Origin of the sequence: Methyloversatilis discipulorum, from assembly GCF_000527135.1 — a bacterium.
GTDB classification, from domain to species: domain Bacteria; phylum Pseudomonadota; class Gammaproteobacteria; order Burkholderiales; family Rhodocyclaceae; genus Methyloversatilis; species Methyloversatilis discipulorum.
Window position 1 is genome coordinate 450,321 of sequence record NZ_AZUP01000001.1, and the last position, 23,073, is coordinate 473,393.

A 23,073-nucleotide genomic window follows, 5' to 3' on the forward strand; every position below is an offset into this window, starting at 1 on the left:
TGCGATGAGAATCCTGGTGATGGCCGAGCACGACAACGCCGTGCTGCAGCCGGTCACGCTGCACGCGGTGACGGCAGCGCTGCAGTGCGGTGGGGAGATCGATCTGCTGGTGGCCGGTCATGACTGCGCCGCGGTGGTGGGACAGGCGCGGAGGATCGCTGGTGTCGCCCGCGTGCTGCACGCCGACGCCGCGCACTACGCCGATCAGCTGGCCGAGCCGCTGGCCGAACTGCTGCGCGCGGTGCTCGCCGGTGCGGCGGATCAATACACGCACGTGGTCGCAGCGGCCGGCGGCTTTGCCCGCAACCTGCTGCCGCGGGTGGCGGCGCGGCTGGGTGTGGCGCCGATCACCGACGCCGTGCGCATCGAATCGCCCGATACTTTCGTGCGCCCGATTTACGCAGGCAACGTGCTCGTCACCGTGCAATCGCTCGATGCGCTGAAGGTGCTCACTGTGCGCGCGACGGCTTTCGCCGCGGCGCCAACCGGCGGCGACTGCCCGGTGCTGCCGCTGGCCGCTGCCACCGATCCGGCCTGCTCGCGTCTGATCGCGCGCCAGCAGGTGCAGGGCGGACGCCCGGACCTGGGCAGCGCACGTGTGGTGGTGTCGGGCGGCCGCGCATTGGGCAGCGCCGACAACTTCCGCCGCCTGCTCGAACCGCTGGCCGACAGCTTGAATGCCGCCCTCGGCGCCAGCCGCGCCGCAGTCGATGCCGGCTTCGTCGGCAACGACAGCCAGGTCGGCCAGACCGGCCGCGTCGTCGCGCCCGAGCTGTACATCGCGGTGGGGATTTCCGGCGCCATCCAGCACGTGGCGGGCATGAAGGATTCGCGTGTCATCGTCGCCATCAACCAGGACGCCGACGCACCCATCTTCGGCATTGCCGACTACGGACTGGTGGCCGATCTGTTCGAGGCCGTGCCGGCCCTGACGCGCGAACTGGCGGCCGCTCGCACATCTGCAAAAGCTGCCTAAAGACCTGACGTTTCCTGCCGAAGTAGCGTGCACAACGACAACAAAAAGTACGCAATGCGGGGAACACATGAAGATTCTTCTGGTTGAGGACAGCCGCGCCATGGCGGCTGTCATGTCGGTGCGTCTGGCCTCCTTTGGCTACGAGGTGACCGTGGCCGAGCACGGCGAGGCCGCGGTGGCGCAGTTCGCGCAGCTCGCGCCCGATCTGATCCTGATGGACATCGAAATGCCGGTGATGAACGGCTTCGAGGCGACTGCGCGCATCCGCGCGATCGAGGCCACGCAGGACTGGGCATGGACGCCTATCCTCTTCCTCACCGCCTCCGACACGCAGGAAAACCTGATCACCGCGATCGAGGCCGGCGGCGACGACTTTCTCGTCAAATCAGTGGCGGAAGCGGTGCTGCAGGCGAAGATGAAGGCGATGACCCGCATCGCCGCGTTGCGCAAGCGCTTGTCGATCGCCAACCGGTTGCTGAAGGAACAGGCCAGCCGCGACGGTCTGACCGGTCTGAGCAACCGCCGGCACATGGACCTGACGCTGGATCTGGCGTGGAGCGAGGCGCGCGAGAGCGGTCGGCCGTTTGCGCTGCTGATGCTCGACATCGACCATTTCAAGAAATACAACGACCACTACGGCCACCTGGCCGGCGACGACTGCCTGCGCGCGGTCGCTCAGGCCCTGTCGGGCGTGGTCGAGCGCTTCAACGCCGAACGCCTGACCGAAGGCGCTTTCGCCGCCCGCTACGGCGGCGAGGAATTTGCCGTGCTGATGCCGGTGGCCAGCAAGCCGGTCTATGAGCGCATCGCCGAAACGGTGATCGCCGAAGTGCGCGGCCTGGCGATTCCGCACGAGCGCAACGCCGACTGGGGCGTGGTGACGACGTCGGCTGGCGGCGCCTTCATCGATGCCGCCAACGACGAATTGATGCACGTGTTCCGCACCGCCGACGAGCGCCTCTACGCCGCCAAGGAAGCCGGTCGCAATCGCGCCGTCCTGGCCTGAAGCTCAGCTCATACGGGCGCGCAGCGCCTCCAGCAACCGCCGGCAGTCGGCGGCTGCGTACAGGCCGTCGACCCATTCCGCCGGCAGCGTCGGCATGCCGTTCGCCGCACCGAGCAGCGTGCCGAGCACGACGCCGCGATGGCAGTTGTCGCCGCCCATCCGCACATTGGCAAGCAGTCCGTCGCGCGGCGCGGCGGCGTACTTCACCGCCAGGTAAAGCGTCGCCGGCAGCGCATCCTTCAGATAGCAGGCCGGGCTGAACTGCTGCCCGATCACCTCGTCGTCGGCGCGCGTCGCCGCCCAGTCGTGGTATGGGAAGGCGAGCGCCGGATGGCCGGCGGGTTCGGCGCGCGACAGCGCGTCGTCGATCGTCGCGCCGTGCAGCAGATGAAAGGCGAGGTCGGCGTACAGCGCCGCCGCAGCCGACATTTCCTCGCCCTTGTGCGTCAGGTCGACATGGTGGATCACCGCTGCGCGCAGCGCATCGCGGTCGTCGGCGTGGAACAGGATGAGCGGCGCCAGCGTGGCCAGCCCGCCGATGTGGATGTCCACTCCGCCGCAGTCGTCGATCTCCAGCCCCTTGCCGTAGTTGCGGAAGAAGGCGCGGTGGCATTCCTCGACATAGGTGTCGCCGTGCATGCCCGGCGTCAGCATGAAATCGGTGTAGCGGTGCGCGTAGTCGTCGCGGTCGTAGCGCCCGCAGGCCAACAGCGATTCGGCCAGCAGGGTGGCGAGCCGCACGTTCAGCGTGTTCTCGCCGGCGTGCAGGAACTGGTGATAGTGGATGTCGCGCGGGCCGCTCCACCAGCGAGCCTGCTCGTGCAGGATGTCGTCGGTGCTGCCGGTGCAGGCGTACTCGCTGCGCCACAGGAAGCTGTCCGGGTGCGGGTTGTGCGGTGGCAGATAGGTGGTGATGTCGCCGTAGTCCTCGGCGATGCGGTGGCGCGTGTAGTACCAGTGCACCGGCATCGCCAGCGCGTCGCCGATGAAACCGCCCCACCAGGCGGCATCGAAGCGGGAAGTGTCGATCATGCGGGGTCTCCGGGGGCAGCAGGGCGGGTGCATCTTTTCACGGCACGCGTCGGCGCAGCAACTCGGACAGCGTGATGCACAGCGTCAGCCAGGCCGCTCCGGACGCCATGCCGGCCAGCACGTCGCTGGCGAAATGCACCTGCAGCACGACGCGGCTTACCGCCGTGGTGACGGCGATGGCCACCGCCGCCAGCACCACCGGCAGGTGCCAGCGCTGCGGCAGCAGCCGCAGCAGCACGTAGGCGGCGATGCCCCAGGCGGCCACCGTGCCGGATGCGTGGCCGCTCGGAAAGCTCCAGCTGGTCTCGATCGTGAAGCCGTGGTCGTGCACCGGCCGCACACGCTCGAACAGCGCCTTCAACGACACGTTGAGCAGCGAATTACCGGCGATCGCCGCCGCCCAGGTGGCCGCCAGCAGAAGGTGTCGTCGCCAGGCCAGCAGCAGCGCGCCGCCGATGCCGAGTGCGGTGAGCGTTTCGGTGTCGCCGAAATGGGTGAGACGTGCGAACACGCGCAAGGTGTCAGCCGGCTGTGTGGCGCGCAGCGCAGCGACCAGCGCGTCGTCGAACTCGGCCAGCGCGTGGCCGGCCGTCACGGCGGTGGCGATCAACGCGAAGATGCCGCCGGCGAGGGCGACGCCGAGTGCCCCGGCGCTGGCGATGCGCGCGGCCGACGCCGCGCCGCCCGGGCGCAGCCGGCGCCAGGACAGCAGGGTCGATGCGGCGAGCGCCAGGGCGCCGGCGAGCAGCGCGAAATACAGCGGCAGCAGGTTGGCGGCGACCGCTTCGGCCAGCAGTGCGGGCGTGCTCAGTGAGGCGTGCATGGGCGTGCGAAGGTCAGTGGCCGAGCGGCAGCGCACTGAGTGCCGCCATTTCGAACTCGTCGGCCGCGCTGCGGTAGTCCCAGCGTTCGATCGTACAGATCGGGCGCCCCGCGTGCGTGCGGCGGCGGATCAGGTTGACCGAATTGCCGGCGTCGCGCCGCGTGCGGCTCGATACCGCGGTGCCTGCCTGCACTGCCCAGCCGGCGCGACCGCTGCCGTCGAGCGGGCGCACGAAGGGCAGGTGGATGTGTCCGCCCAGCACCAGATCCACCCCGGCCTCCAGCCAGCGCCGCAGCGCTTCGGCATGACCGTGAACACGGTTGTGCCGCTCGCTGGCGCGGGTGACCGCCACCGGGTGGTGCAGCGCGACCACGCGCAGCGCGCCCGCCGGTGACTGCTGCAGCCAGCGGGCTGTGCGCTCGATCTGTGCCGCCGACAGCTGGCCGTCGACATGGCGCAGCCGTCGGGTGCTGTCGAGGCCGATCAGGCGCAGGCCGTCGGCGTCGAGCACGGCGTCGTGCGCCTGTCCGAAGGCGCGGTGGTACTCGCGATAGGGCGCGAACAGGCGCACCGGAAGATTGAACAGCGGAATGTCGTGATTGCCCGGCAGCACCATCCGCTGCGCAATCTGCAGGCTGTCGGCAAACGCGCGTGCCGCGGCGAACTGCGCCCGGCGCGCACGCTGCGTGATGTCGCCGCTCAGCAGCAGCACCTGCGGCCGCTGTGCGTGCGCGAGGCGGCGAAGTGCTTCGCACACCTGCGGGCGCTCGGTGCCGAAATGGGTGTCCGATATCTGCAGCAGCAGTGCGCTCATCCGTCCGCCCCGTCGGCCGGGACGATCAGCGACAGCGCGTCGGGAATGACGCGGAACTCGATTGGTGTGCGCATCCAGCCGACCTCGCCGTCGGTGGCGACCTTGATGCGGCCACGGCGGCGGCCGCGCCGCAGCACGCTCAGACGCAGTGTTTCGAAGCTGAAGCTCTGCACCTCGTCGGCGTCGCCCAGCCGGCCGAAGGCGCCGCGTGCGAGCAGCCACAGCATGGCCAGCCGGCCGGTCGGGCGCAGCGCCAGCGCGGCCAGCCGGCCTTCGTCCAGCGCCGTCGCTTCGTCGACGCCTATCCGTTCGAGCTGCAGCCGGTTGTTGCCGACGAACAGCGTCGACGTGTGCAGCGTGCGCAGCCGGCCGGCGTGTTCCATTTCCAGCGTCATCCGGCGATGTCCGCGCAGCAGCGTGGCCAGGCCCGCCCACAGCGCGACGATGCGGCTGCGGCCGAACTGCTGCTTCCATTCCTCGCGGTTCTCGAGCAGCGCCGGATAGAGGCCGAGGCTGGCGTTGACCAGGAAGATACGCTCGTTCACCCAGCCGACCTGCACGCGCCGTATGCGACCGCTCAGCAGCAGGCGCGTCGCCTCCGCGGTATCCGCCGGAATGCCGTACTCGCGCGAGAAGTAGTTGAAGGTGCCCTGCGGCAGCACGCCGAACGCGACGCCGCTGCCGACCACCACCTGCGCCACCGCGTTGATCGTGCCGTCGCCGCCCGCGGCGACCACGATGCCCTTCTGGATACGCGCCTCCTGCACCGCCTGCCAGGCGACCGTATGCAGCCGGCGCGCGTCCTCGACGTAGAGGATGCGGTGCGCGCGACCGACTCCGGACAGCACCGATTCGATCGTTTCGCGCGTGCGCTCGGCGTCGCTGCTGCCTGAACCGGCATTGAGCACGATGAACAGCGGTGCGTCGGCGGAAGGAGAGGACTGGGGCATCGGAGAGGGGAGAGGATGACGGACCGGCTGCATCATAGGCAGGCCGCGCCCGGCGATCAGCCGGACGATTCCGACAGCCGCGCCCGCGCCGCCTCGTAAGCCTGCAGGTGCGAGCAGGCCAGATCAAGCTTGGGCACCGCCACCGACTGCGCGTCAGCACGCCGGCACAGGTCGCCGAGAATGTGATCGGCTTCGGTGCGCGCGCCGCGCAGCACGTCGCGCAGCATCGATGCGGTGAGGGTCGAGCCGGCTTCGGTCAGCTGTGCGCGGTAGCCGCTCATGCGCGGCGCGGCCGGTGCCCGGCCGCAGGCGGCGGCCACCGCCGCGCCTTCCTCCAGCATGCCTTCGATCAGCGCGCGACCGGCGCGCGTGTCGAGGATGTCGCCGACCGACGCGCGCATCAGGCAGGTGGCGCCGGCCAGCGTGGCGATGAACACCAGCTTGTCCCACATGTCCTGTTCGATGTCGGCCGACACCGAGTAATCGGGCGAGATGCCGGTGAGTACCGCGCCCAGTGTGTCGATGGCCGCCGACTGCGCCGGGTGGCGGGCGCCGATGATGAGGCGCTGGCTGGCGTTCAGATGGCGGATGCCGCCGCTTTCGTCCAGCGTCAGCGCCAGGTGAGCGACGCCGCCGGCCACGCGCTCGCGGCCGAAGCGGGCGTCCAGCAGATCGAGGTGGGCGATACCGTTGAGCAGCGGCAGCACGACGGTCTTTGGTCCGACCGCCGGTGCGATGGCATCGAGCGCGGACGCCAGGTCGTAGGCCTTGCATGACAGCAGCACAAGGTCGAAGGGCGTGTCGACGGCAGTCAGCAGCTCAGGCGTCAGTTGCAGGTCGCCGAAGGGACTCCACACGCGCAGCCGGTGTTCGCGCAGATGTTCGGCGCGCGCCGGGCGAACGAGGAAGGTGATGTCGGCACCGGCGTGCTGCAGTCGGGCGCCGAAGTAGCCGCCGATGCCACCGGCACCCAGTATCAGTATGCGCATCGTTGTCACTCCAGAACGGGGCGCTACAGCATAAGCCGCACCGGCGCAGGCCGGGGCGGGTGTGGCCGGGCTGTGCCGGTCGCCACACCGGTACATTGCATTGCGCCCGGTGCGGCGATCAGCCGCTCAGCTTCTTCATCAGTTCGCGCACGGCACCGACCCGGCTGTCGAGGTCGGGGCTGGATCGCTTCCACGACAGTCTGTCCTGTCCGGCCAGCTTGAAGTTCCGGTCCTTCTGCACCAGCTGGATGATGCGTATCGGCTCGATCGGCGGGTTGGGGCAGAAGGTGATCAGGATCAGCGTTTCGTGCGCGTCGATCTTGGTGATGCCCAGCGGCTTTGCGGCGATGCGCAGGCGGTGCGTTTCGAGCAGTGCGCGGGTCTGGTCGGGCATCGGGCCGAAGCGGTCCACCAGTTCCTCGCGCAGGCCGCCCAGTTCGTCGTCGGTTTCGCAGTTGGCCAGTCGCTTGTACAGCGTGAGCCGCTCATGCACGTCGGGGCAGTACTTGGTCGGCAGCAGGGCGGGCGTGTGCAGGTTGATTTCCGACACGATGTCCAGCGGCTGCGTCAGATCGGCTTCCTCGCCCTTCTGCAGCGCCTTCACCGCGCTCTTCAGCATTTCGGTGTAGAGGTTGAAACCTACTTCCTGCATTTCGCCGGATTGCGAGTCGCCCAGCACTTCGCCGGCGCCGCGGATTTCCAGGTCGTGCATGGCAAGGAAGAAGCCGGAGCCCAGCTCTTCCATCATCTGGATCGCTTCGAGGCGACGGCGGCCCTGTTCGGTCGGCTTGGCGTGCGCGTCGGTCAGCAGGTAGGCGTAAGCCTGGTGATGGCTGCGGCCGACGCGGCCGCGCAGCTGGTGCAGCTGGGCCAGACCGAAGCGGTCGGCGCGGTTGATGATGATGGTGTTGGCGTTCGGGTTGTCGATGCCGGTTTCGATGATGGTGGTACACAGCAGCACATTGTGCTTCCGCTGCGTGAACTCGCGCATCACGCGCTCCAGTTCGCGCTCCGGCAGCTGGCCGTGGCCGACCACGATGCGCGCCTCCGGCAGCAGGTCGGCCAGCCGCGTCTTCATTTCCTCGATGGTGTCGACCTCGTTGTGCAGGAAGTACACCTGGCCGCCACGCTTGAATTCGCGCAGCACTGCTTCGCGGATCAGCCCGCGCGACCACGGGCTGACGAAGGTCTTGATCGCCAGCCGCTTCTGCGGCGCGGTGGCGATGACCGAGAAGTCGCGGATGCCTTCGAGCGACATGGCCAGCGTGCGCGGAATCGGCGTCGCGGTCAGCGTGAGCACGTCCACCTCCGCGCGCAGCGCCTTCAGCGCCTCCTTCTGGCGCACGCCGAAGCGGTGTTCCTCGTCGATGATCACGAGGCCCAGGCGGGCGAACTTCACGTCCTTCTGCAGCAGGCGGTGGGTGCCGATCAGCACGTCGATCTTGCCTTCGGCCGCCTCCTTCAGCGCCTGCGTCTGTTCCTTCGCGCTCTTGAAGCGCGAAATCTCGGCGATGCGCGCCGGCCACTCGTGCGCCACCTGGGCGAAGCGGTCGGAGAAGGTCTGGTAATGCTGTTCGGCCAGCAGCGTGGTCGGCGCCAGCACGGCGACCTGCTTGCCGTCGGCCACCGCGACGAAGGCGGCGCGCAGCGCGACCTCCGTCTTGCCGAAGCCGACGTCGCCGCATACGAGTCGGTCCATCGGCCGGCCGGAGGTCATGTCGCCCACCACCGCGCTGATCGCGTTGAGCTGGTCCGGCGTTTCCTCGAAACCGAAACCTTCGGCAAAGGCGTCCATGTCGTGCTGCCTGAAGCCGAAGGTGTGGCCCTTGCGCGCCGAGCGCTGCGCGTACAGCGCGAGCAGTTCGGCGGCGGTGTCGCGCACCTGGGCGGCCGCCTTCTTCTTCGCCTTTTCCCACTGGCCGGAGCCGAGCTTGTGCAGCGTGATCTGGTCGCCGGGCGCACCGCTGTAGCGGCTGATCTGGTGCAGCTGCGACACCGGCACGTAGAGCTTGTCGCCGTCTGCGTACTCCAGATGCAGGAACTCGGTCTCGCCCTCGCCGAGGTCCATGTGCATCAGGCCGATGTAGCGACCGATGCCGTGCTGCAGATGAACCACCGGGTCGCCCACCTTCAGTTCGGTGAGATCGCGCAGGAAGTTCTCGGCGGTCACCTTGCGGCCGTCGCGCTTGCTGCGCGCGCGGGCCTGCGACGGGTAGAGCTCGCTTTCGGTGACCAGCGCAATCGATGGCGAGGTCAGCGCGAAGCCTTCGGCCAGCGGGCCGGTGGCGATCAGCAGGCGTGCCTCGCTCGCCAGCGCCGCGTCGAAGCTGTCGCAGGCGGCGTTGGTCAGGCCGTATTCGGTGAAGTAGTCGGTCAGCGTTTCGCGCCGGCCGGCCGATTCGGCCACCACCAGCACGCGCTGCGCGGCGACCAGCGCGCGCAGCCGGAACAGCGGGTCGTCCGATTTGCGCTCGACAGCAAGGTCGGGCAGCGGCGTGACAGCGGCCACTTCGTCGCCGCGGCCCAGACGCACGATGGGGCGATTGGCCAGCGACACGTGGAACTGTTCTTCCGACAGGAACAGATCCGGCGGCGGCAGCATCGGTCGCGCGCGCTCGCCCTTCATCAGGTCGAAGCGGCTTTTCGTGTCGCGCCAGAAGTCGGCGATGGCGTCATTGACCTCGTAGTCGAGCGCCACCACCGCGTTGGCCGGCAGGTAATCGAACAGCGTGTCGGTGCGCTCGAAGAACAGCGGGATGTAGTACTCGATGCCGGCGCTGGGCACGCCGTTGGACACGTCCTTGTAGATGACCGATTTCGACGGATCGCCTTCGAAGGTTTCGCGGAAGCGCGACCTGAAGGCGGCACGCGCCTTGTCGTCCATCGGGAATTCGCGCGCCGGCAGCAGCCGTATTTCCTGCGTCGGGAATACGGTGCGCTGGGTGTCGACGTCGAAGGTGCGGATGCTTTCGACCTCGTCGTCGAACAGGTCGATGCGGTAGGGCAGGGCGGAGCCGGTCGGGTAGAGGTCGACCAGGCCGCCGCGCACGCTGTACTCGCCCGGCGCTACCACCTGGGTGACCGCGCTGTAGCCGGCCACCGTGAGCTGCAGGCGCAGGCCCTCGACGTCCAGCTTCGCACCCTGCTTGACGAAGAAGGTGTGAGCGGCCAGGTATTCGCGCGGCGCGAGACGGTAGAGCGCGGTTGATGCCGGTACCACCAGCACGTCCAGATCGCCGCGCATCAGTGCGTACAGCGTTTCCAGCCGCTCGGACACCAGATCGGCGTGCGGCGAAAATTGGTCGTAGGGCAGGGTTTCCCAGTCCGGCAGCTGGAATGAACGCAGGGCCGGCGCGAACCAGCGCAATTCGTCGAGCAGGCGCTGGGCGTCCATCGGGCGCGCCGCCACGATCACCAGCGGGGCGCCCAGTTCGCGCGCCAGTTCGGACAGCGCGAGCGCCTGGGCACCGCCCGGCAGCTTCGGCCAGTCGGTGCGACCACCGGCGCGCGGGCGGGGAAGACGGGACAGCAGGGAGGGCGATGAAGTCATGTGCGGGTAGAGCGGTGGGGCGCCCGAACGTTCGGGCGCCACCGGTGACGGCAGAGGCGCGATTATCCCGGAAACCGGTTGCGCCGCCTCGCCCGCTTCATTCGCGATCGGGGTACTCGTCGTACTTGCGCGCGTCGCCGCGCACCCGGTCGGCCGGGTACTTCTGACGGTTGAGCGCCATCTTGTCGGTCACCGCGGCCGGCAGGTCGATGTCCAGCACGTCGGCCAGACGCACCAGATAGACCAGCACGTCGGCCAGTTCGTGGCCGACCGCGGTGCGCTTGTCGTCGGCCAGTTCGCGGCCGGTGGGCAGCCACTGGAAGTGCTCCATCACCTCCGCGGCTTCGATGCTCATCGCCATCGCCAGATTCTTCGGCGTATGGAACTGCGCCCAATCGCGTTCATCGACGAACTGGCGGATCAGGTCGCGCAAGGCGGACAGGTCGGTGGTGTCGGTGTGCGACGGCATGGCGTGATCGAAGTAACGAAGGTGTGTGATTGTTGCAAAACTCCATTCTTGCGTCGCCGTCAAGACTTGATCTTGCAAATGGTGCGGCGCAGTATCGACGCGTCTTCCAACCTGTATCCCTGATGACCCAGGCCAATCAAGAGCCGAAAGCCCTTGCGCCGCTGATGCTTGCCGCACTCGGCGTGGTGTTCGGCGACATCGGTACCAGCCCGCTCTACGCCTTCAAGGAAGCCTTCGCCGGATCACACGGACTGCCGCTGTCGGAGGCCAATGTGCTGGCCACGCTGTCGGCGCTGTTCTGGGCGGTCACGCTGATCATTTCGTTCAAGTACGTGTTCATCGTGCTGCGCTTCGACAACGAGGGCGAAGGCGGCGCGCTGGCGCTGGCTTCGCTGGCGCAGCGTTCGGCGCGCACCGGCGTACGTCGCCGCGTTGCAGCGGTCACCGCGGCTGGCGTGTTCGCCGCCGCGATGTTCTATGGTGACGCAGTGATCACGCCGGCCATTTCGGTGCTGTCGGCGGTCGAGGGCATTGCCGTGGTGACGCCCACCCTGGAGCACTGGATCGAACCGATCACCATCGTCATCCTGGTCCTGCTGTTCTGTGTGCAGCGCACCGGTACGGCTGTCGTCGGGCGTTTTTTCGGGCCGATCACCATCGTCTGGTTCGCCGTGCTGGCGCTGCTGGGTGCATCGAGCATCGCGCAGACGCCCGAGGTGTTGCGTGCGCTGAATCCGGCCTACGCCGTCTCGTTCGCGATCGACAAGCCGGGGCAGGCCTTCCTGCTGCTCGGTGCGGTCTTCCTTGCGCTGACCGGCGGCGAGGCGCTGTATGCCGATATGGGTCATTTCGGCCGGCGCCCGGTCCGTCTGGCCTGGAACTTCATCGTGTCGCCGGCGCTGCTGATCAACTACTTCGGTCAGGGCGCACTGGTGCTGCGGGCGTCGGAGGCGGTCAGCAATCCTTTCTTCATGCTGGCGCCCGAGGGCTGGCGGCTGCCGCTGGTTGGTCTGGCGACGATGGCCACCGTGATCGCGTCGCAGGCGACCATCTCCGGCGCCTTCTCGATCACTGCCCAGGCGACCCGCCTCGGTTACCTGCCGCGCCTGCGCCAGCTGCATACCTCGGACACCGAGCGCGGGCAGGTCTACATCCCGGCAGTGAACTGGATGATGCTGGTCGTGGTGGTCGTGCTGGTGCTCGAGTTCGATACGTCGAGCGAGCTGGCGGCGGCCTACGGCATTGCCGTGTCCGGCGTCATGATCATCACGACGCTGCTGATGCTGTTCATCACGACCATGTCGCAGCGTCGCCTGAAGACCCTGCTGCTCGCCGTGCTTGGCGTCTTCCTGCTGGTCGAGATGCTGTTCTTCGCCTCCAACCTGACCAAGTTCATGGCCGGCGGCTGGCTGCCCATGCTGCTCGGCGGTGCGCTGTTCACGATGCTCACGACGTGGAAGCGGGGCACCGCGCTGATCACCCGCGAACGCCGGCGCATCAACATCCCGATGGCCGACTTCATCGGCGGACCGCCGCTGGACGTGCCGCGCGTGCCGGGTACGGCGATCTACCTCACGTCCGATACCGAAACCGTGCCCAGTGCGCTGTTCCACAATCTGAAGCACTTCAAGGTGCTGCACGAGCGCGTGTTCTTCCTGCACGTGATGATCGAGGACGTGCCGCGCGTGCCCGACATCGACCGCATCGAAGTGCACAAGCTCGGTGGCGAGCACTACACGGTGGAGGCGCGCTACGGCTTTCGCGAGGAACCGGACATTCCGAAGGCGCTCGCTGCGCTGGCCGATCTGGGCCTCGAACTGGAGCCGATGAGCACCACCTATTTCGTCGCGCGGGCGACTGTGGTCGAAGGGCAGGGCGACGACCTGCAGTCGTGGCGGCGTGCGCTGTTCGGCTGGATGATGCGGCAGTCGGAAGGGCCGGCGAACTACTTCCACCTGCCACCCAATCAGGTGGTCGAGTTGGGGACGCAGATCAGTCTCTGAACGGCTGGCGTGGCCGCGGGCAATTTTCCCGGCCGCACCGGCCGGGGCTTCCGCCGGAACTGCGACGCACCGACAATGCCGAACCTCGCGGAGGCCGACGCGCCTCCAGCCTGCTTCACCCCTCGCACAGGAAAACAACGATGCGCTACACCCGCACCGCGATGTCGCTGCACTGGCTGATCGCGCTGATGCTGTTCGGCATGTTTGCATTCGGCCTCTACATGGTCGAACTGCCGTTGTCGCCGCAGAAGCTGAAGTTCTACTCGTATCACAAGTGGGCCGGCGTCACCGTGTTCCTGCTGGTGCTCGCGCGCCTCGCCTGGCGCATCACGCACCGGCCGCCCGCACTGCCGGCCGGCATACCGGCCTGGCAGGTGACGGCGGCCAAGGCCGGCCATCATCTGCTCTATCTGCTGATGGTGATCGTGCCGCTGTCCGGCTGGCTGATGAGTTCGGCCAAGGGCTTCCAGACCGTCTGGTTCGGCGTGCTGCCGCTGCCCGATCTGCTGTCCAAGGACGAGGCGCTGGGCGAGGCGCTGCTGCTGACGCACCGGCTGCTGAACTGGTTCTTCATGCTGGTGGTGGCGGGCCACGTGGTGGCCGCGCTGAAGCATCACTTCATCGATCGCGACGGGCTGCTGTCGCGCATGCTGCCCGGGCGCTGATCAGCGCGCGCCGGCCGGCAGCCAGACCTGTGCCGGGTCGAGCGCGTAGCTCCACGGCAGGCCCGCATTCTTCCAGCCATTGACGGTGCGCTTGCCGCGCTCGGCACCGCTGTCCGCGGTGTCGCCCTCGAAACCGTCGATCACCGTCCATACGCGGGTGAAACCGGCCGCGGCCAGCGCATTGACTGCGCGCGCCGTGCGGTCGCCGGAGCGGCAGATAAGCACGATGTCGGCGTTGCGGTCCAGTCCCTTCGCTTGCAGGCGCTGCTCGACCGAGCGGATGAATTCAGGGTTCTTGTGCAGCGTGAAGCGGCGCGACTTGGTGTCGAAGTGGTCGAAGTCGACCAGCATGAAGGGCACGTTGGCATCCATGCCTGCCGGTACGCCGACATAGCTCACCTCGGCCTGGGTGCGCACGTCGAGGAAGAGCGTGCCGCCGGGGTTGTCGCTCAGCATGCGGTGCGCCTCGGCCGAGGTCAGATAGCGGTCCAGCACCGTGCGCTTGTCCGGCGGCACGGCGGCGGGATCGATGGCGTAGGCGCTGCTGCATGCGCACAGCGCGAGTGCAAGGAAGATTGATCGCATCGAGGACTCCTTTGCGGTGGATCGCCGCGCAGGACGGGGCGACGATCAGGCCACGCTGAGGCGCGGCTTGCCACGCAGTCGACTGCGTAGCGGGCGGTCGAGTTCTGCCAGACGCGCGGTCAGCGTGTCCATCAGCTTGTCGCGCGACACCGATTTGGCGACAAAGCAGCTCGCCCCGGCGTCCATCGCGGCGCGCTGCCAGGCCGGGTCCTCGATGCCGGACAGCATCACGATGACCAGCTTGTCGGCGCTGTAGTGTTCGCGCAGCGCCTTGCAGGTGGCGACGCCGTCCATGCCCTGCATCAGGCCGTCGAGCAGCAGCACGTGCGGGCATTGCTGGCCCACCATCAACAGCGCCTGCTCGCCGCTCTCCGCCTCGCGGATGTGCGTGCAGCCGGCGCCTTCGAGCGAGCGACGCATCAGGAAGCGTTCCGCCTCGTCGTCGTCGACGATCAGGATGTCCAGCGCGTCCGGCAGTGCGCCCTGCGCGCCTTCGCTGTCCAGACTGCATTCGAGTACGCGGCGCGCTGACTCGAGCTGCATGCGGCTGGCGATCGGCACCAGCGTGGTGGCCAGTGCCCAGTCCTTTTCCAGCGCGGCCGCTTCGAGGCGACGCATCGTGTCGTGCAGGTCGAAGGCCTGCGCATGCACGGCCAGCGACTTCAGTGTGTGGGCGGCGCGGCGCAGCGTGTTCTCGTCGCGCTCGCGCAGCGCTTCCTGCATGGCCAGCACGTTGCGCTGCGACTCCTTCTCGTACAGCGCGGCGAAGCGGGCGCGGTCCTGCTGGTTGATCGCGTCGATCGAGATCGACTGCGTACCGGACACGGCATTGTCCGGCAGCCACTTGCGCACGATGGCGTACAGGTCGTCCTCGCGGAAGGGCTTGGCCAGGTAGTCGTCCATGCCGGCGGCGATGCAGTTCTCGCGGTCGCCGTCGTTGGCGCCGGCGGTCAGCGCGATCAGCGGCGTGGCCGGCAGGCCGACCAGGCGTTCGCGGTCGCGGATGCGTTCGCAGGCCTCGAAGCCGTCCATGCCGGGCATCTGGCAGTCCATCAGCACGAGGTCGAAGCGGGCGTGCTCAAGCTCCTGCAGCGCCTGGCGACCGTCGCGCGCCAGCGTGCAGCGCAGACCGAAGGCCTCCAGCATGTGGGACGCGACTTCGGCATTGACCGGGCTGTCCTCGACCAGCAGCACGCTGCCGGACAGGCGCGGCAAGGTGGGCAGCGACAGGCTGTTCTGCGCTTCCTCGATGCCGGTCGATACCACCTTGCACGGCAGCGACAGCGTGAAGGTGGAGCCTATGCCCTGGGCGCTGCGCAGCGTGACCGAGCCGCCGAGCATTTCGGCCAGCTGGCGCGAAATCGCCAGACCGAGGCCGGTGCCGCCGAAGCGGCGCGAGGCGGTGTTGTCGGCCTGGGCGAAGGCGTCGAAGATGCGTGCCTGGTCGTCGTGGGCGATGCCGATGCCGGTATCGCGCACCGACATGACCATGCGCACCGAACCGCTGGTCGGGCGGTCGTGCAGCATCAGGTCGTCGTCCATCGAGTGCGCGCGCAGCGTGACGAACACGCCGCCGTGGTCGGTGAACTTGATGGCGTTGCCGATCAGGTTGACGGCGATCTGGCGCAGGCGACCGGGGTCGCCCTCGATCCGCCCGGGCACCGCGTCGTCGACGTCGAGTGCCAGCGTCAGGTTCTTTTCGCGTGCCTGCGCGCCGAGTAGCTCGGTCACTTCGCGCAGCGTGCGCCGCGGGTCGAATTCGCTGCGCACGAGATCGAAGCGGCCGGCTTCGATCTTCGACAGGTCGAGGATGTCGTTCAGCAGATCGAGCAGGTTTTCGCCGGAGCGGTACAGCGTTTCGAGGTAGCGCCGCTGCTCGCCGTTCAGTTCGCTGCGCAGCAGCAGCTGCGCCATGCCCAGCACGCCATTCATCGGTGTGCGGATTTCGTGGCTCATGTTCGCCAGGAACTGGCTCTTCGCCTGGTTGGCCTGTTCGGCGTTCTCCTTCGCCTCCTCGTTCTCCTGCGCCACCTTGGCGTGGTGCAGGCGCAGCCGTATGAACTCCGCCGTATTGCGCTGGAAGCGACGTGCATTGACCACGGCGATCATCAGGAACAGCAGGATGAAGCCGCCCAGCACTTCGCGTTCGGGTTCGGGCGAGCGCAGATAGAAATAGGCGGTGGGGAGCAGTGTGGGCAGCGCCATGCACAGATAGGCCTTCCACATGCCGGTCAGCGAGAACAGCCCGACCGCGGAAACGGCCACCAGGCACAGCGGCACCACCATTTCGTAGGGATGTCCCGGCGGCGGCATCAGGAACACGCCGAGCGATCCCCAGGCCGAGCCGGCGACGAGCACGCCGAGCATGAACAGCCACTTCCAGATCAGCGTTTCGTTGATGCCCGGCGACACGTGGCGCCAGGCCAGGATGAGGCCGTAGCGGCCGACGTTCACGACCACCATCGCCACCAGCCAGATGCTGAGTGCGCGCGGATCGACGATGTTGTGCAGCACGCCCCAGATCAGGCTGGCCAGCACGATGGCCATCAGCAGCGTGAAGGGTGTCAGGCGATAGGCGAGCGCCACCAGCTCCGCCTCGACCTGGCGTTCAGTGGCTTCATTGCGCGGTGTGGTGCCGTGTGACAGAAGAGTGGTAGGCATGACCGGCTCAGCTCGCAGGGCAGTCGGCCATGAGGCCCAATGAAAAGGAGTATTTCCGGTTCACGACTGTGGGCACGGTTTCTTTAACCGGCCGGCCGTGGCGGCGCGCCCGGCTCACTGGCCGTAGCTCCCGAACTTGACCAGCACGCGCGCCATCTCCGCGTCGTCGATCAGCCGCGGCGTGCCGATCTGCAGCGCCCGCCAATACTGTTCGCACAGGGTTTCGAACTCGACCGCCAGCGCCACCGCCTGCGGCACATCGCGGCCGAACACCAGCATGCCGTGATTGGCCATCAGGCAGGCGCAGCGGCCGTCCAGTGCTTCGATCACCGCGTCGGACAGCGCCTGTTCGCCGAAGGTGGCGTAGCGCGCGCAGCGCACGGTGGCGCCACCGAAGCGCGCAATCATGTAATGGAAGGACGGAATGTCTGCACCGACGCAGGCGAGCGCGGTGGCGAAGGGGGCATGCGTGTGCACGACTGCACCGGCTTCGGGCCGGGCCTGATAGATGTCGCGATGGATGCGCCATTCCGAGGAGGGCTTGAGCCTGCCTGCGAAACCGCCGTCCTGGTCGACCAGAACCATGTCGTCCGGCGTGCACGCATCCGGTTCGAGTCCGCTCGGTGTGATCAGGAATGCGGTGCCGCGGCGCGCACTGACATTGCCAGCCGCACCGCGGTTCAGTCCGCACGCTTCCAACCGGCGAGCCGCAGAATGCACGTCGGCGCCGCTGACCTCAGTCATCAGGGTGTGCCCCTGTATTGTGGAGTGCCGCCGATTATCCCCAACGCGCCACGGATTACAAGCGTGTCCACGTTAAACGTTGACGATCCGTCAGTGGTTTCGCCCTATCGTCGGCCGGAAACCCTTTGCGGATAAGGGTTCTATTTTTCTCGAAACAACATTAACTTCTGTGGATGAAGTCAGGTCGCGAACTGTTTCGGGGTTTGCCCGGCCGCACAGTCGATCGGGCCGCGCTCGGTCACGATGGCGGTGAGCAGTGCCGCAGGCGTCACGTCGAAGGCCGGATTGGCGACAGCGCGGCTGGCGTCGAGCACCGTGACGCCACCCTCGGCGCCGCGCACCACGCGCACCTCGTCGCCGCTGCGCTCCTCGATCGGAATCGCGTCGCCGTCGACGCAGGCCAGGTCTATGGTCGACCACGGCGCGGCGACCCAGAACGGCAGCGCGTGCGCGCGTGCGGCCAGCGCCTTCAGATAGCTGCCCACCTTGTTCGCGGTGTCGCCATTCGCCGCGATGCGGTCGGCGCCGATCACCACCGCGTCGACGCGCCCTTCACGCATCAGCTGTCCGGCCGCGTTGTCGGCGATCACCGTGTGCGGCACGCCGGCGCGCGCCAGTTCCCAGGCGGTCAGCAGGCCCTGGTTACGCGGCCGCGTTTCCGACACCCACACGTGGATGTCCAGCCCCGCCTGCTGCGCGAGATAGATGCCGGACAGCGCGGTGCCCCAGCCGGTGGTGGCCAGCCAGCCGGCGTTGCAGTGGGTCATCAGATTGATGCGACCGGATGCGGGCAGCGCGCGGATCAGCGCCAGCGTGTGCTCGCCGATCGCGCGGTTGGCGGCGCGGTCCTCGTCGCAGATCGCCAGCGCCTCGCGCCAGGCTGCTTCGGCGCGCGCGGACGGCGCGAACGACCGCACTGCGCGGGCGACACGATCGAGCGCCCAGGCCAGGTTGACCGCGGTCGGCCGGGTCGCGGCGAGCATGCGCTGCGCGGCGTCTAGCGCCGCGTCGTCTGCCGCCTCGCGCAGCGCCAGCGCCAGACCGAAGGCACCGACGGCACCGATCAGCGGCGCGCCGCGCACCTGCATCGAGGCGATCGCGTGGGCCGCCTTTGCGGCGGTGTCGAGGCGCAATTCGTGTTCGGCGAAGGGCAGGCGGGTCTGGTCGAGGATGTGGAGCACATCGTTGTCGATGCGCAGCGGACTGGGGGTGTCGGTCATGGAGCGGGGCGGGCGTACCGTATTGCGTCGGGGCCTGAAGCATAATCCGCCCTCCAAGCCAGAGCGATGTCTGCCATGCAGGATTACAGCGGCCACGTGCCGTCCAAGCTGCCCGACGTGGGCACCACGATATTCACCGTCATTTCGCGCGAAGCCGCCGAACTGGGCGCGCTGAACCTGTCGCAGGGCTTTCCCGACTTCACTGCCGGGCCGGAACTGTTCGACGCGGTGGCGCGGCACATGCACGCCGGCCACAACCAGTATTCGCCGATGGCCGGCCAGCCGGCGCTGCGCGCAGCGGTATCCGCCAAGATGGCCGCGGTGTATGGCGCGCAGTACGACCCGGAGACCGAAATCACCATCACCGCCGGAGCCACTCAGGCCGTCTACACCGCGATCACCGCGCTGGCCGGGCCGGGCGACGAGGTGATCATTTTCGAGCCGGCCTTCGACAGCTATCTGCCGGGCATCCGGCTGGCGGGTGCGACGCCGGTATTTGTCCGGCTGGAGGCGCCGCACTTCCTGCCGAACTGGGACACAGTCGCACGCGCGATCACGCCGCGCACCCGGCTCATCATCACCAACACGCCGCACAACCCGACCGGCGCCGCCTGGTCGCTCGACGACCAGCGCCGGCTGGCCGCGCTGTGCGACGATCGTGACATCCTGGTCATTTCGGACGAGGTGTACGAACACATCATGTTCGACGGCCGCGAACACGCCAGCGCCTGCCGCGTGCCGGAACTGGCGGCGCGCACTCTGCTGGTGTCCAGCTTCGGCAAGACCTTCCATGTGACTGGCTGGAAGGTCGGCTTCGTCTGCGCGCCGCCGTCGCTGACCGCCGAATTCCGCCGCGTGCACCAGTTCAACGTGTTCGCCGTGAACACGCCCTGCCAGCTCGGCCTGGCTGACTACATGGCCGACGCTTCGCGCTATCTCGACCTCGGCGCCTTCTACCAGAAGAAGCGCGATGACTTCCGTGCCCGCATGGCCAGCTCGCGCTTCGAACTGCTGGACTGCGCCGGCACCTATTTCCAGCTCGCCCGCTACGACGCGATCAGCGACGAGCCGGACGCCGTGTTCGTACGCCGGCTGATGCGCGAAGCCGGCGTGGCCACCATACCGGTGTCCGCCTTCCACCACGATGGCTTCGACGCGAAGCTCATCCGTTTCTGCTTCGCCAAGAGCGAAGCGCTCATCGAGCAGGCGTGCGAGCGCCTGTGCGCCTACTGAAAGTGATGATGGAAAACGTCGATTTCGAATTGCGGGGCGAATACGTTGCCCTGTGCGACCTGCTGAAGATTGCCGGTGTCGTCACCAGCGGTGGCGAAGGCAAGGCCCGTGTCGATGCCGGTGGCGCGATGGTGGACGGCCAGCCGGAATCGCGTCGTACCGCCAAGATCCGCGCCGGTCAGGTGGTGGAGTGCGATGGCGTGCGGATTGCCGTTCGGTGAACGGCAGCTTCAAGCTGCAAGATTCAAGGTGCAAGAGGCCGCGCTTCTACTTGCCGCTTGAGTCTTGCGTCTTGCGGCTCGCGCCGGCAACCCGGCTGGCAGCGGCTAGGCCGCTGCGCACGGCCGCTTCCAGCGTGGCCGGATAGTCGGCGACGAGGTAGTCGCCGGCGAGTGCGATGCGGGTGTCGCGCGGCTGTTCGATCGCGGCGCGCCCCGGCGTGCAGCGGAAGGTGGCGCGGCGTTCGCTGATCGTGCGCACCCACAGCGGATCGGACAGCGAGGGGAACTGGCTGCGCAGCGCGGACAATACGGTGCCTTCCGTCTCTTCCCGCGTACCGCCCGCGGCGGATACGACACCGGCCAGCAGGCCGGGCGGACCGCCGAGCTGACCACGATCGAACACCCAGTGCGGTTCACCGGCGACGAACCCGGTCATCGCCGCGGGCAGACGCGTGCGAGCGTCGAAGGCGGCATAGACGGTGGTGATGGCTTCGTACTCCAGCGCTGCGACCTGTCGCGCGATGTCCTCCATGTCCGGCAGATCGCCGAGCAGCGCCGGCAGCTGATGCGGGCTGCAGGCGAACACGACGCGGTCGGCGTGGCGCCTGCCGTCGGCGCAGTCGATGGCGAAGCCGTCGGTCTGCGCGCGCACGGTACGTACGCGCGTTCCGGTGTTCACCGATGCGCCGTGCGCGCGCAGCCAGAACAGCGCCGGCTCCGGCAGCAGGCTGCCGAGGTCGGCACGCGGCAGCAGCAGGTCGGCCGACCCGGGCGGCCCCAGCAGGCTGTCGTTCAGCACGCGCGCGAATACGCGGGCGCTGGACTGTTCGATCGTGGTGTTCAGTGCGGCGACGCACAGCGGCGCCCACAGGTGCGTGATCGAGCCCGGCGTCTGTGCGGTACGGACGAGCAGGGCGGCCACGGTCTCGTCGGCCGGCGGCGCACGGCGTATCGTCCGCATCAGCCGCAGCGCGGCCAGACGGTCGCGCCAGCTCATGCCATGCGCGCGCAGGAAGGCAAGGGCGATGCTGGCGCGTCCGCTGCCGTGCGCGCACAGCGAAAAGCCATCGTCGAATTCGAGCGCCAGCGGCAGGCGCTGCAGCAGCGCGTCGGGGTCGGCGCCAACCGCGCGCATCAGCGCCAGCGTTTCGCTGTAGGCGCCGATCAGGATGTGCTGGCCGTTGTCCAGCGGCAGACCGTCCATGCGCACGGTGCGCGCGCGACCGCCGACCTGGGGCGCGGCTTCGAACACGGTCGGCTGCAGACCGCGGCGCACGCAGTCGACCGCGCAGGCCAGGCCGGCCCAGCCGCCACCGACGATGGCGACCGTTGTGCTCAACTTTTCAGCCAGGTTTTCCACGCCAGCCACAACTTGCGCAGCGGCGTCAGCGCGATGCGGCGGTCGAGCACGCGGCAGCCGTCACGCTCGATCTCGTCGAGCAGCGTGCGGTAGATCGCCGCCATCACCAGACCCGGTCGCTGCGCTGCGCGGTCCTGCTTGGGCAGCGCGGCCATCGCCTGTTCGTAGTACTGGCGTGCGCGCGCGATCTGGAACTCCATCAGCTGGCGGAATTCGTCGCTGTAGCGCGCGTTCAGGATGTCGGCGGCGCGCACGTTGAAGCGCTGCAGCTCCTCGACCGGCAGGTAGATGCGTCCGCGCCGCGCGTCCTCGCCGACGTCGCGGATGATGTTGGTGAGCTGGAAGGCGATGCCCAGGTCGTGCGCATACTTCTGCGTGTCGCGGTGGGTCGAGCCGAAGATCTGTGAGGCGAGCAGGCCGACCACCGAGGCGACGCGGTAGCAGTAGAGCTGCAGGCCCTTGAAGTCGAGATAGCGCGACTGGTCGAGGTCCATTTCCATGCCGTCGATGATTTCGAGCAGCTGTTCGCGCGGCAGACCGTAGTCGCGTATCGCCGGCAGCAGCGCCAGGCAGACCGGGTGCTCCGGCGTGCCGTCGAAGCAGGCATCGATCTGCGCACGCCACCAGGCCAGCTGGGTGCGCGCAATGCCGACGTCCTCGGTTTCGTCGACCACGTCGTCGACCTCGCGGCAGAAGGCGTACAACGCGGTGATTGCACGCCGGCGCGGCGGCGGCAGGAAGAGGAAGCTGTAATAGAAGGACGAGCCGCTCTTGGCGGCGCGGTCCTGACAGTATTCGTCGGGGGTCATCGGTAGGTGAGGGCCTTGAGGGCTATCAGCGGCCAGTCGGTTCGGCCCAGTTTCGGGCGGCGGCGGAACACATCGTAATCGACCTGTTCAATGCGCTGCAAAATGCGCAGCCCGCCCTGCACGACAAGGCGCAATTCCCAGCCCAGTCGGCCGGGCAGGCGGCGTGCCAGTGGCATGCCGGAGCGCATCAGTGCGCGGGCGTCATCGACCAGATGTTTCATCATGGCGCGGAAGGCGTCGTCGCAGCGTGCGTCGCGCAGATGCGCCTCGGTCACGCCGAAGCGCGCCATTGTGTCGAGCGGAATGTAGATGCGGCCAGGCGGCAGGCCGTCGGCATTCTTGTCGATGTCGATCGCGACGTCCTGCCAGTGGTTGATCAGCTGCAGCGCGCTGCAGATCGCATCGGACTGCGCGAGGCTCTCCGCGTCATCGACCTTGTACAGGCAAAGCAGCAGCCGTCCGATCGGGTCGGCCGAGCGGCGGCAGTAGTCGCGCAGTTCGGTGTCGTTCGCGTAGCGGGTTTTCACGACGTCCTGCGCGAAGGCGTCGAGCAGGTCGTGGAACAGCGGCAGCGGCAGTGACCAGGCGCGGACGGCGCGGGCCAGCCGGGCGTGTATCGGGTCGTCCGGCACGCCGCCACGTTCGATGACGCGCAACTGTGCGCGGCATAGTTCGAGCGCGGCCAGTCGCGCTTCCGGGGCGGCGTCGCCCTCGTCAGCGATGTCGTCCGCATTGCGGGCGAACCAGTAGATGGCCGCGACCGGCTCGCGCAGCGCGGGCGGCATCAGGCGGGAGGCGACCGGAAAGTTTTCGTAGTGTTCGACCGACATGGGGCGCCGAGTATACCGGGGGCGGGTGTACAATCCGCGCCGCGTGCCCAGGTGGCGAAATTGGTAGACGCACTGGATTTAGGTTCCAGCGCCGCAAGGCGTGGAGGTTCGAGTCCTCTCCTGGGCACCAGCC

General features: G+C 68.0%; 20 protein-coding genes and 1 tRNA gene. 7 read left to right on the plus strand and 14 right to left on the minus strand.

Annotated features, from left to right (window positions below; genetic code table 11):
* Positions 1-4 precede the first annotated feature (4 nt).
* On the plus strand, positions 5-976 hold the full coding sequence (locus METFAM1_RS0102070) for an electron transfer flavoprotein subunit alpha/FixB family protein (RefSeq protein WP_024300382.1): 972 nt from the start codon (positions 5-7) through the stop codon (positions 974-976).
* 67 nt (positions 977-1,043) lie between these two features.
* On the plus strand, positions 1,044-1,982 hold the full coding sequence (locus tag METFAM1_RS0102075) for a GGDEF domain-containing response regulator (RefSeq protein WP_019917857.1): 939 nt from the start codon (positions 1,044-1,046) through the stop codon (positions 1,980-1,982).
* 3 nt (positions 1,983-1,985) lie between these two features.
* Here the strand turns inward: METFAM1_RS0102075 and METFAM1_RS0102080 are convergent, their stop codons facing one another.
* The 7 genes from METFAM1_RS0102080 to METFAM1_RS0102110 form a co-directional block, all read right to left on the minus strand.
* Positions 1,986-3,014: an ADP-ribosylglycohydrolase family protein gene (locus METFAM1_RS0102080; RefSeq protein ID WP_019917858.1), complete on the minus strand. Its 1,029-nt coding sequence runs from the start codon at positions 3,012-3,014 to the stop codon at positions 1,986-1,988.
* 37 nt (positions 3,015-3,051) lie between these two features.
* Positions 3,052-3,837, minus strand: a complete 786-nt coding sequence (locus tag METFAM1_RS0102085) for a phosphatase PAP2 family protein (RefSeq protein ID WP_019917859.1) — start codon at positions 3,835-3,837, stop codon at positions 3,052-3,054.
* A 13-nt stretch (positions 3,838-3,850) separates the two neighbouring features.
* Complete coding sequence (locus tag METFAM1_RS0102090; RefSeq protein WP_019917861.1) at positions 3,851-4,651, minus strand: metallophosphoesterase family protein; 801 nt, start codon at positions 4,649-4,651, stop codon at positions 3,851-3,853.
* Positions 4,648-5,601: a diacylglycerol/lipid kinase family protein gene (locus METFAM1_RS0102095; RefSeq protein ID WP_019917862.1), complete on the minus strand. Its 954-nt coding sequence runs from the start codon at positions 5,599-5,601 to the stop codon at positions 4,648-4,650. The genes METFAM1_RS0102090 and METFAM1_RS0102095 overlap by 4 nt, the downstream gene beginning before the upstream one ends.
* Positions 5,602-5,657: 56 nt before the next feature.
* Positions 5,658-6,590 carry a ketopantoate reductase family protein gene (locus METFAM1_RS0102100; RefSeq protein ID WP_019917863.1) on the minus strand — a complete coding sequence of 311 codons (933 nt, stop codon included), beginning with the start codon at positions 6,588-6,590 and terminating at the stop codon, positions 5,658-5,660.
* 118 nt (positions 6,591-6,708) lie between these two features.
* Positions 6,709-10,140, minus strand: a complete 3,432-nt coding sequence (mfd, locus tag METFAM1_RS0102105; RefSeq protein WP_024300383.1) for a transcription-repair coupling factor — start codon at positions 10,138-10,140, stop codon at positions 6,709-6,711.
* Positions 10,141-10,237: 97 nt separating this feature from the next.
* Complete coding sequence (locus tag METFAM1_RS0102110; protein ID WP_019917866.1) at positions 10,238-10,609, minus strand: nucleotide pyrophosphohydrolase; 372 nt, start codon at positions 10,607-10,609, stop codon at positions 10,238-10,240.
* Positions 10,610-10,731: 122 nt separating this feature from the next.
* Between METFAM1_RS0102110 and METFAM1_RS0102115 the strand changes: the two genes are divergently transcribed.
* Together METFAM1_RS0102115 and METFAM1_RS0102120 are read left to right on the plus strand one after the other, a co-directional pair.
* Positions 10,732-12,612 carry a potassium transporter Kup gene (locus tag METFAM1_RS0102115; RefSeq protein WP_019917867.1) on the plus strand — a complete coding sequence of 627 codons (1,881 nt, stop codon included), beginning with the start codon at positions 10,732-10,734 and terminating at the stop codon, positions 12,610-12,612.
* A gap of 140 nt (positions 12,613-12,752) precedes the next feature.
* Positions 12,753-13,277, plus strand: a complete 525-nt coding sequence (locus METFAM1_RS0102120; protein WP_019917868.1) for a cytochrome b — start codon at positions 12,753-12,755, stop codon at positions 13,275-13,277.
* On the opposite strand, the gene METFAM1_RS0102125 is transcribed toward METFAM1_RS0102120, so the two are convergent.
* The 4 genes from METFAM1_RS0102125 to mtnA all read right to left on the minus strand — a co-directional run bounded on the left by METFAM1_RS0102125 (position 13,278) and on the right by mtnA (position 18,487).
* Positions 13,278-13,862 carry a rhodanese-like domain-containing protein gene (locus METFAM1_RS0102125; protein ID WP_019917869.1) on the minus strand — a complete coding sequence of 195 codons (585 nt, stop codon included), beginning with the start codon at positions 13,860-13,862 and terminating at the stop codon, positions 13,278-13,280.
* 45 nt (positions 13,863-13,907) lie between these two features.
* Positions 13,908-16,523, minus strand: coding sequence for a response regulator (locus METFAM1_RS0102130; protein ID WP_019917870.1), 2,616 nt, complete (start codon positions 16,521-16,523; stop codon positions 13,908-13,910).
* Between the two features lie 114 nt (positions 16,524-16,637).
* Positions 16,638-17,267 carry a class II aldolase/adducin family protein gene (locus METFAM1_RS0102135; RefSeq protein ID WP_024300384.1) on the minus strand — a complete coding sequence of 210 codons (630 nt, stop codon included), beginning with the start codon at positions 17,265-17,267 and terminating at the stop codon, positions 16,638-16,640.
* A gap of 179 nt (positions 17,268-17,446) precedes the next feature.
* Positions 17,447-18,487: an S-methyl-5-thioribose-1-phosphate isomerase gene (mtnA, locus tag METFAM1_RS0102140; RefSeq protein ID WP_019917872.1), complete on the minus strand. Its 1,041-nt coding sequence runs from the start codon at positions 18,485-18,487 to the stop codon at positions 17,447-17,449.
* 66 nt (positions 18,488-18,553) lie between these two features.
* Between mtnA and METFAM1_RS0102145 the strand changes: the two genes are divergently transcribed.
* Complete coding sequence (locus tag METFAM1_RS0102145; RefSeq protein ID WP_269745040.1) at positions 18,554-19,720, plus strand: methionine aminotransferase; 1,167 nt, start codon at positions 18,554-18,556, stop codon at positions 19,718-19,720.
* Positions 19,721-19,728: 8 nt separating this feature from the next.
* Positions 19,729-19,941 (plus strand): RNA-binding S4 domain-containing protein, encoded by a 213-nt coding sequence (locus METFAM1_RS0102150; RefSeq protein WP_024300385.1) that lies wholly within the window; start codon positions 19,729-19,731, stop codon positions 19,939-19,941.
* 46 nt (positions 19,942-19,987) lie between these two features.
* On the opposite strand, the gene hpnE is transcribed toward METFAM1_RS0102150, so the two are convergent.
* Genes hpnE through hpnC form a run of 3 tightly spaced genes read right to left on the minus strand, consistent with a single transcriptional unit; the run spans position 19,988 to position 22,940 of the window.
* Positions 19,988-21,280, minus strand: a complete 1,293-nt coding sequence (gene hpnE / locus METFAM1_RS0102155) for a hydroxysqualene dehydroxylase HpnE (protein ID WP_024300386.1) — start codon at positions 21,278-21,280, stop codon at positions 19,988-19,990.
* Positions 21,277-22,110 (minus strand): presqualene diphosphate synthase HpnD, encoded by an 834-nt coding sequence (gene hpnD, locus METFAM1_RS0102160; RefSeq protein ID WP_019917876.1) that lies wholly within the window; start codon positions 22,108-22,110, stop codon positions 21,277-21,279. The genes hpnE and hpnD overlap by 4 nt, the downstream gene beginning before the upstream one ends.
* Positions 22,107-22,940 (minus strand): squalene synthase HpnC, encoded by an 834-nt coding sequence (gene hpnC, locus METFAM1_RS0102165; protein ID WP_019917877.1) that lies wholly within the window; start codon positions 22,938-22,940, stop codon positions 22,107-22,109. The genes hpnD and hpnC overlap by 4 nt, the downstream gene beginning before the upstream one ends.
* 45 nt (positions 22,941-22,985) lie before the next feature.
* Here hpnC and METFAM1_RS0102170 point away from each other — a divergent pair.
* Positions 22,986-23,070, plus strand: a tRNA-Leu gene (locus tag METFAM1_RS0102170).
* Positions 23,071-23,073: the final 3 nt, after the last annotated feature.

Bases quoted from the DNA above. Each gene is read 5' to 3' on its own strand.
- METFAM1_RS0102080 (WP_019917858.1), bottom strand. From the start codon at position 3,014: ATGATCGACACTTCCCGCTTCGATGCCGCCTGGTGGGGCGGTTTCATC.
- METFAM1_RS0102090 (WP_019917861.1), bottom strand. From the start codon at position 4,651: ATGAGCGCACTGCTGCTGCAGATATCGGACACCCATTTCGGCACCGAG.
- METFAM1_RS0102130 (WP_019917870.1), bottom strand. From the start codon at position 16,523: ATGCCTACCACTCTTCTGTCACACGGCACCACACCGCGCAATGAAGCC.
- METFAM1_RS0102075 (WP_019917857.1), top strand. From the start codon at position 1,044: ATGAAGATTCTTCTGGTTGAGGACAGCCGCGCCATGGCGGCTGTCATG.
- METFAM1_RS0102085 (WP_019917859.1), bottom strand. From the start codon at position 3,837: ATGCACGCCTCACTGAGCACGCCCGCACTGCTGGCCGAAGCGGTCGCC.
- hpnC (WP_019917877.1), bottom strand. From the start codon at position 22,940: ATGTCGGTCGAACACTACGAAAACTTTCCGGTCGCCTCCCGCCTGATG.
- METFAM1_RS0102135 (WP_024300384.1), bottom strand. From the start codon at position 17,267: ATGACTGAGGTCAGCGGCGCCGACGTGCATTCTGCGGCTCGCCGGTTG.
- METFAM1_RS0102115 (WP_019917867.1), top strand. From the start codon at position 10,732: ATGACCCAGGCCAATCAAGAGCCGAAAGCCCTTGCGCCGCTGATGCTT.
- METFAM1_RS0102070 (WP_024300382.1), top strand. From the start codon at position 5: ATGAGAATCCTGGTGATGGCCGAGCACGACAACGCCGTGCTGCAGCCG.
- METFAM1_RS0102125 (WP_019917869.1), bottom strand. From the start codon at position 13,862: ATGCGATCAATCTTCCTTGCACTCGCGCTGTGCGCATGCAGCAGCGCC.
- mfd (WP_024300383.1), bottom strand. From the start codon at position 10,140: ATGACTTCATCGCCCTCCCTGCTGTCCCGTCTTCCCCGCCCGCGCGCC.
- METFAM1_RS0102110 (WP_019917866.1), bottom strand. From the start codon at position 10,609: ATGCCGTCGCACACCGACACCACCGACCTGTCCGCCTTGCGCGACCTG.
- METFAM1_RS0102095 (WP_019917862.1), bottom strand. From the start codon at position 5,601: ATGCCCCAGTCCTCTCCTTCCGCCGACGCACCGCTGTTCATCGTGCTC.
- METFAM1_RS0102120 (WP_019917868.1), top strand. From the start codon at position 12,753: ATGCGCTACACCCGCACCGCGATGTCGCTGCACTGGCTGATCGCGCTG.
- METFAM1_RS0102150 (WP_024300385.1), top strand. From the start codon at position 19,729: ATGGAAAACGTCGATTTCGAATTGCGGGGCGAATACGTTGCCCTGTGC.
- hpnD (WP_019917876.1), bottom strand. From the start codon at position 22,110: ATGACCCCCGACGAATACTGTCAGGACCGCGCCGCCAAGAGCGGCTCG.
- mtnA (WP_019917872.1), bottom strand. From the start codon at position 18,487: ATGACCGACACCCCCAGTCCGCTGCGCATCGACAACGATGTGCTCCAC.
- METFAM1_RS0102145 (WP_269745040.1), top strand. From the start codon at position 18,554: ATGTCTGCCATGCAGGATTACAGCGGCCACGTGCCGTCCAAGCTGCCC.
- METFAM1_RS0102100 (WP_019917863.1), bottom strand. From the start codon at position 6,590: ATGCGCATACTGATACTGGGTGCCGGTGGCATCGGCGGCTACTTCGGC.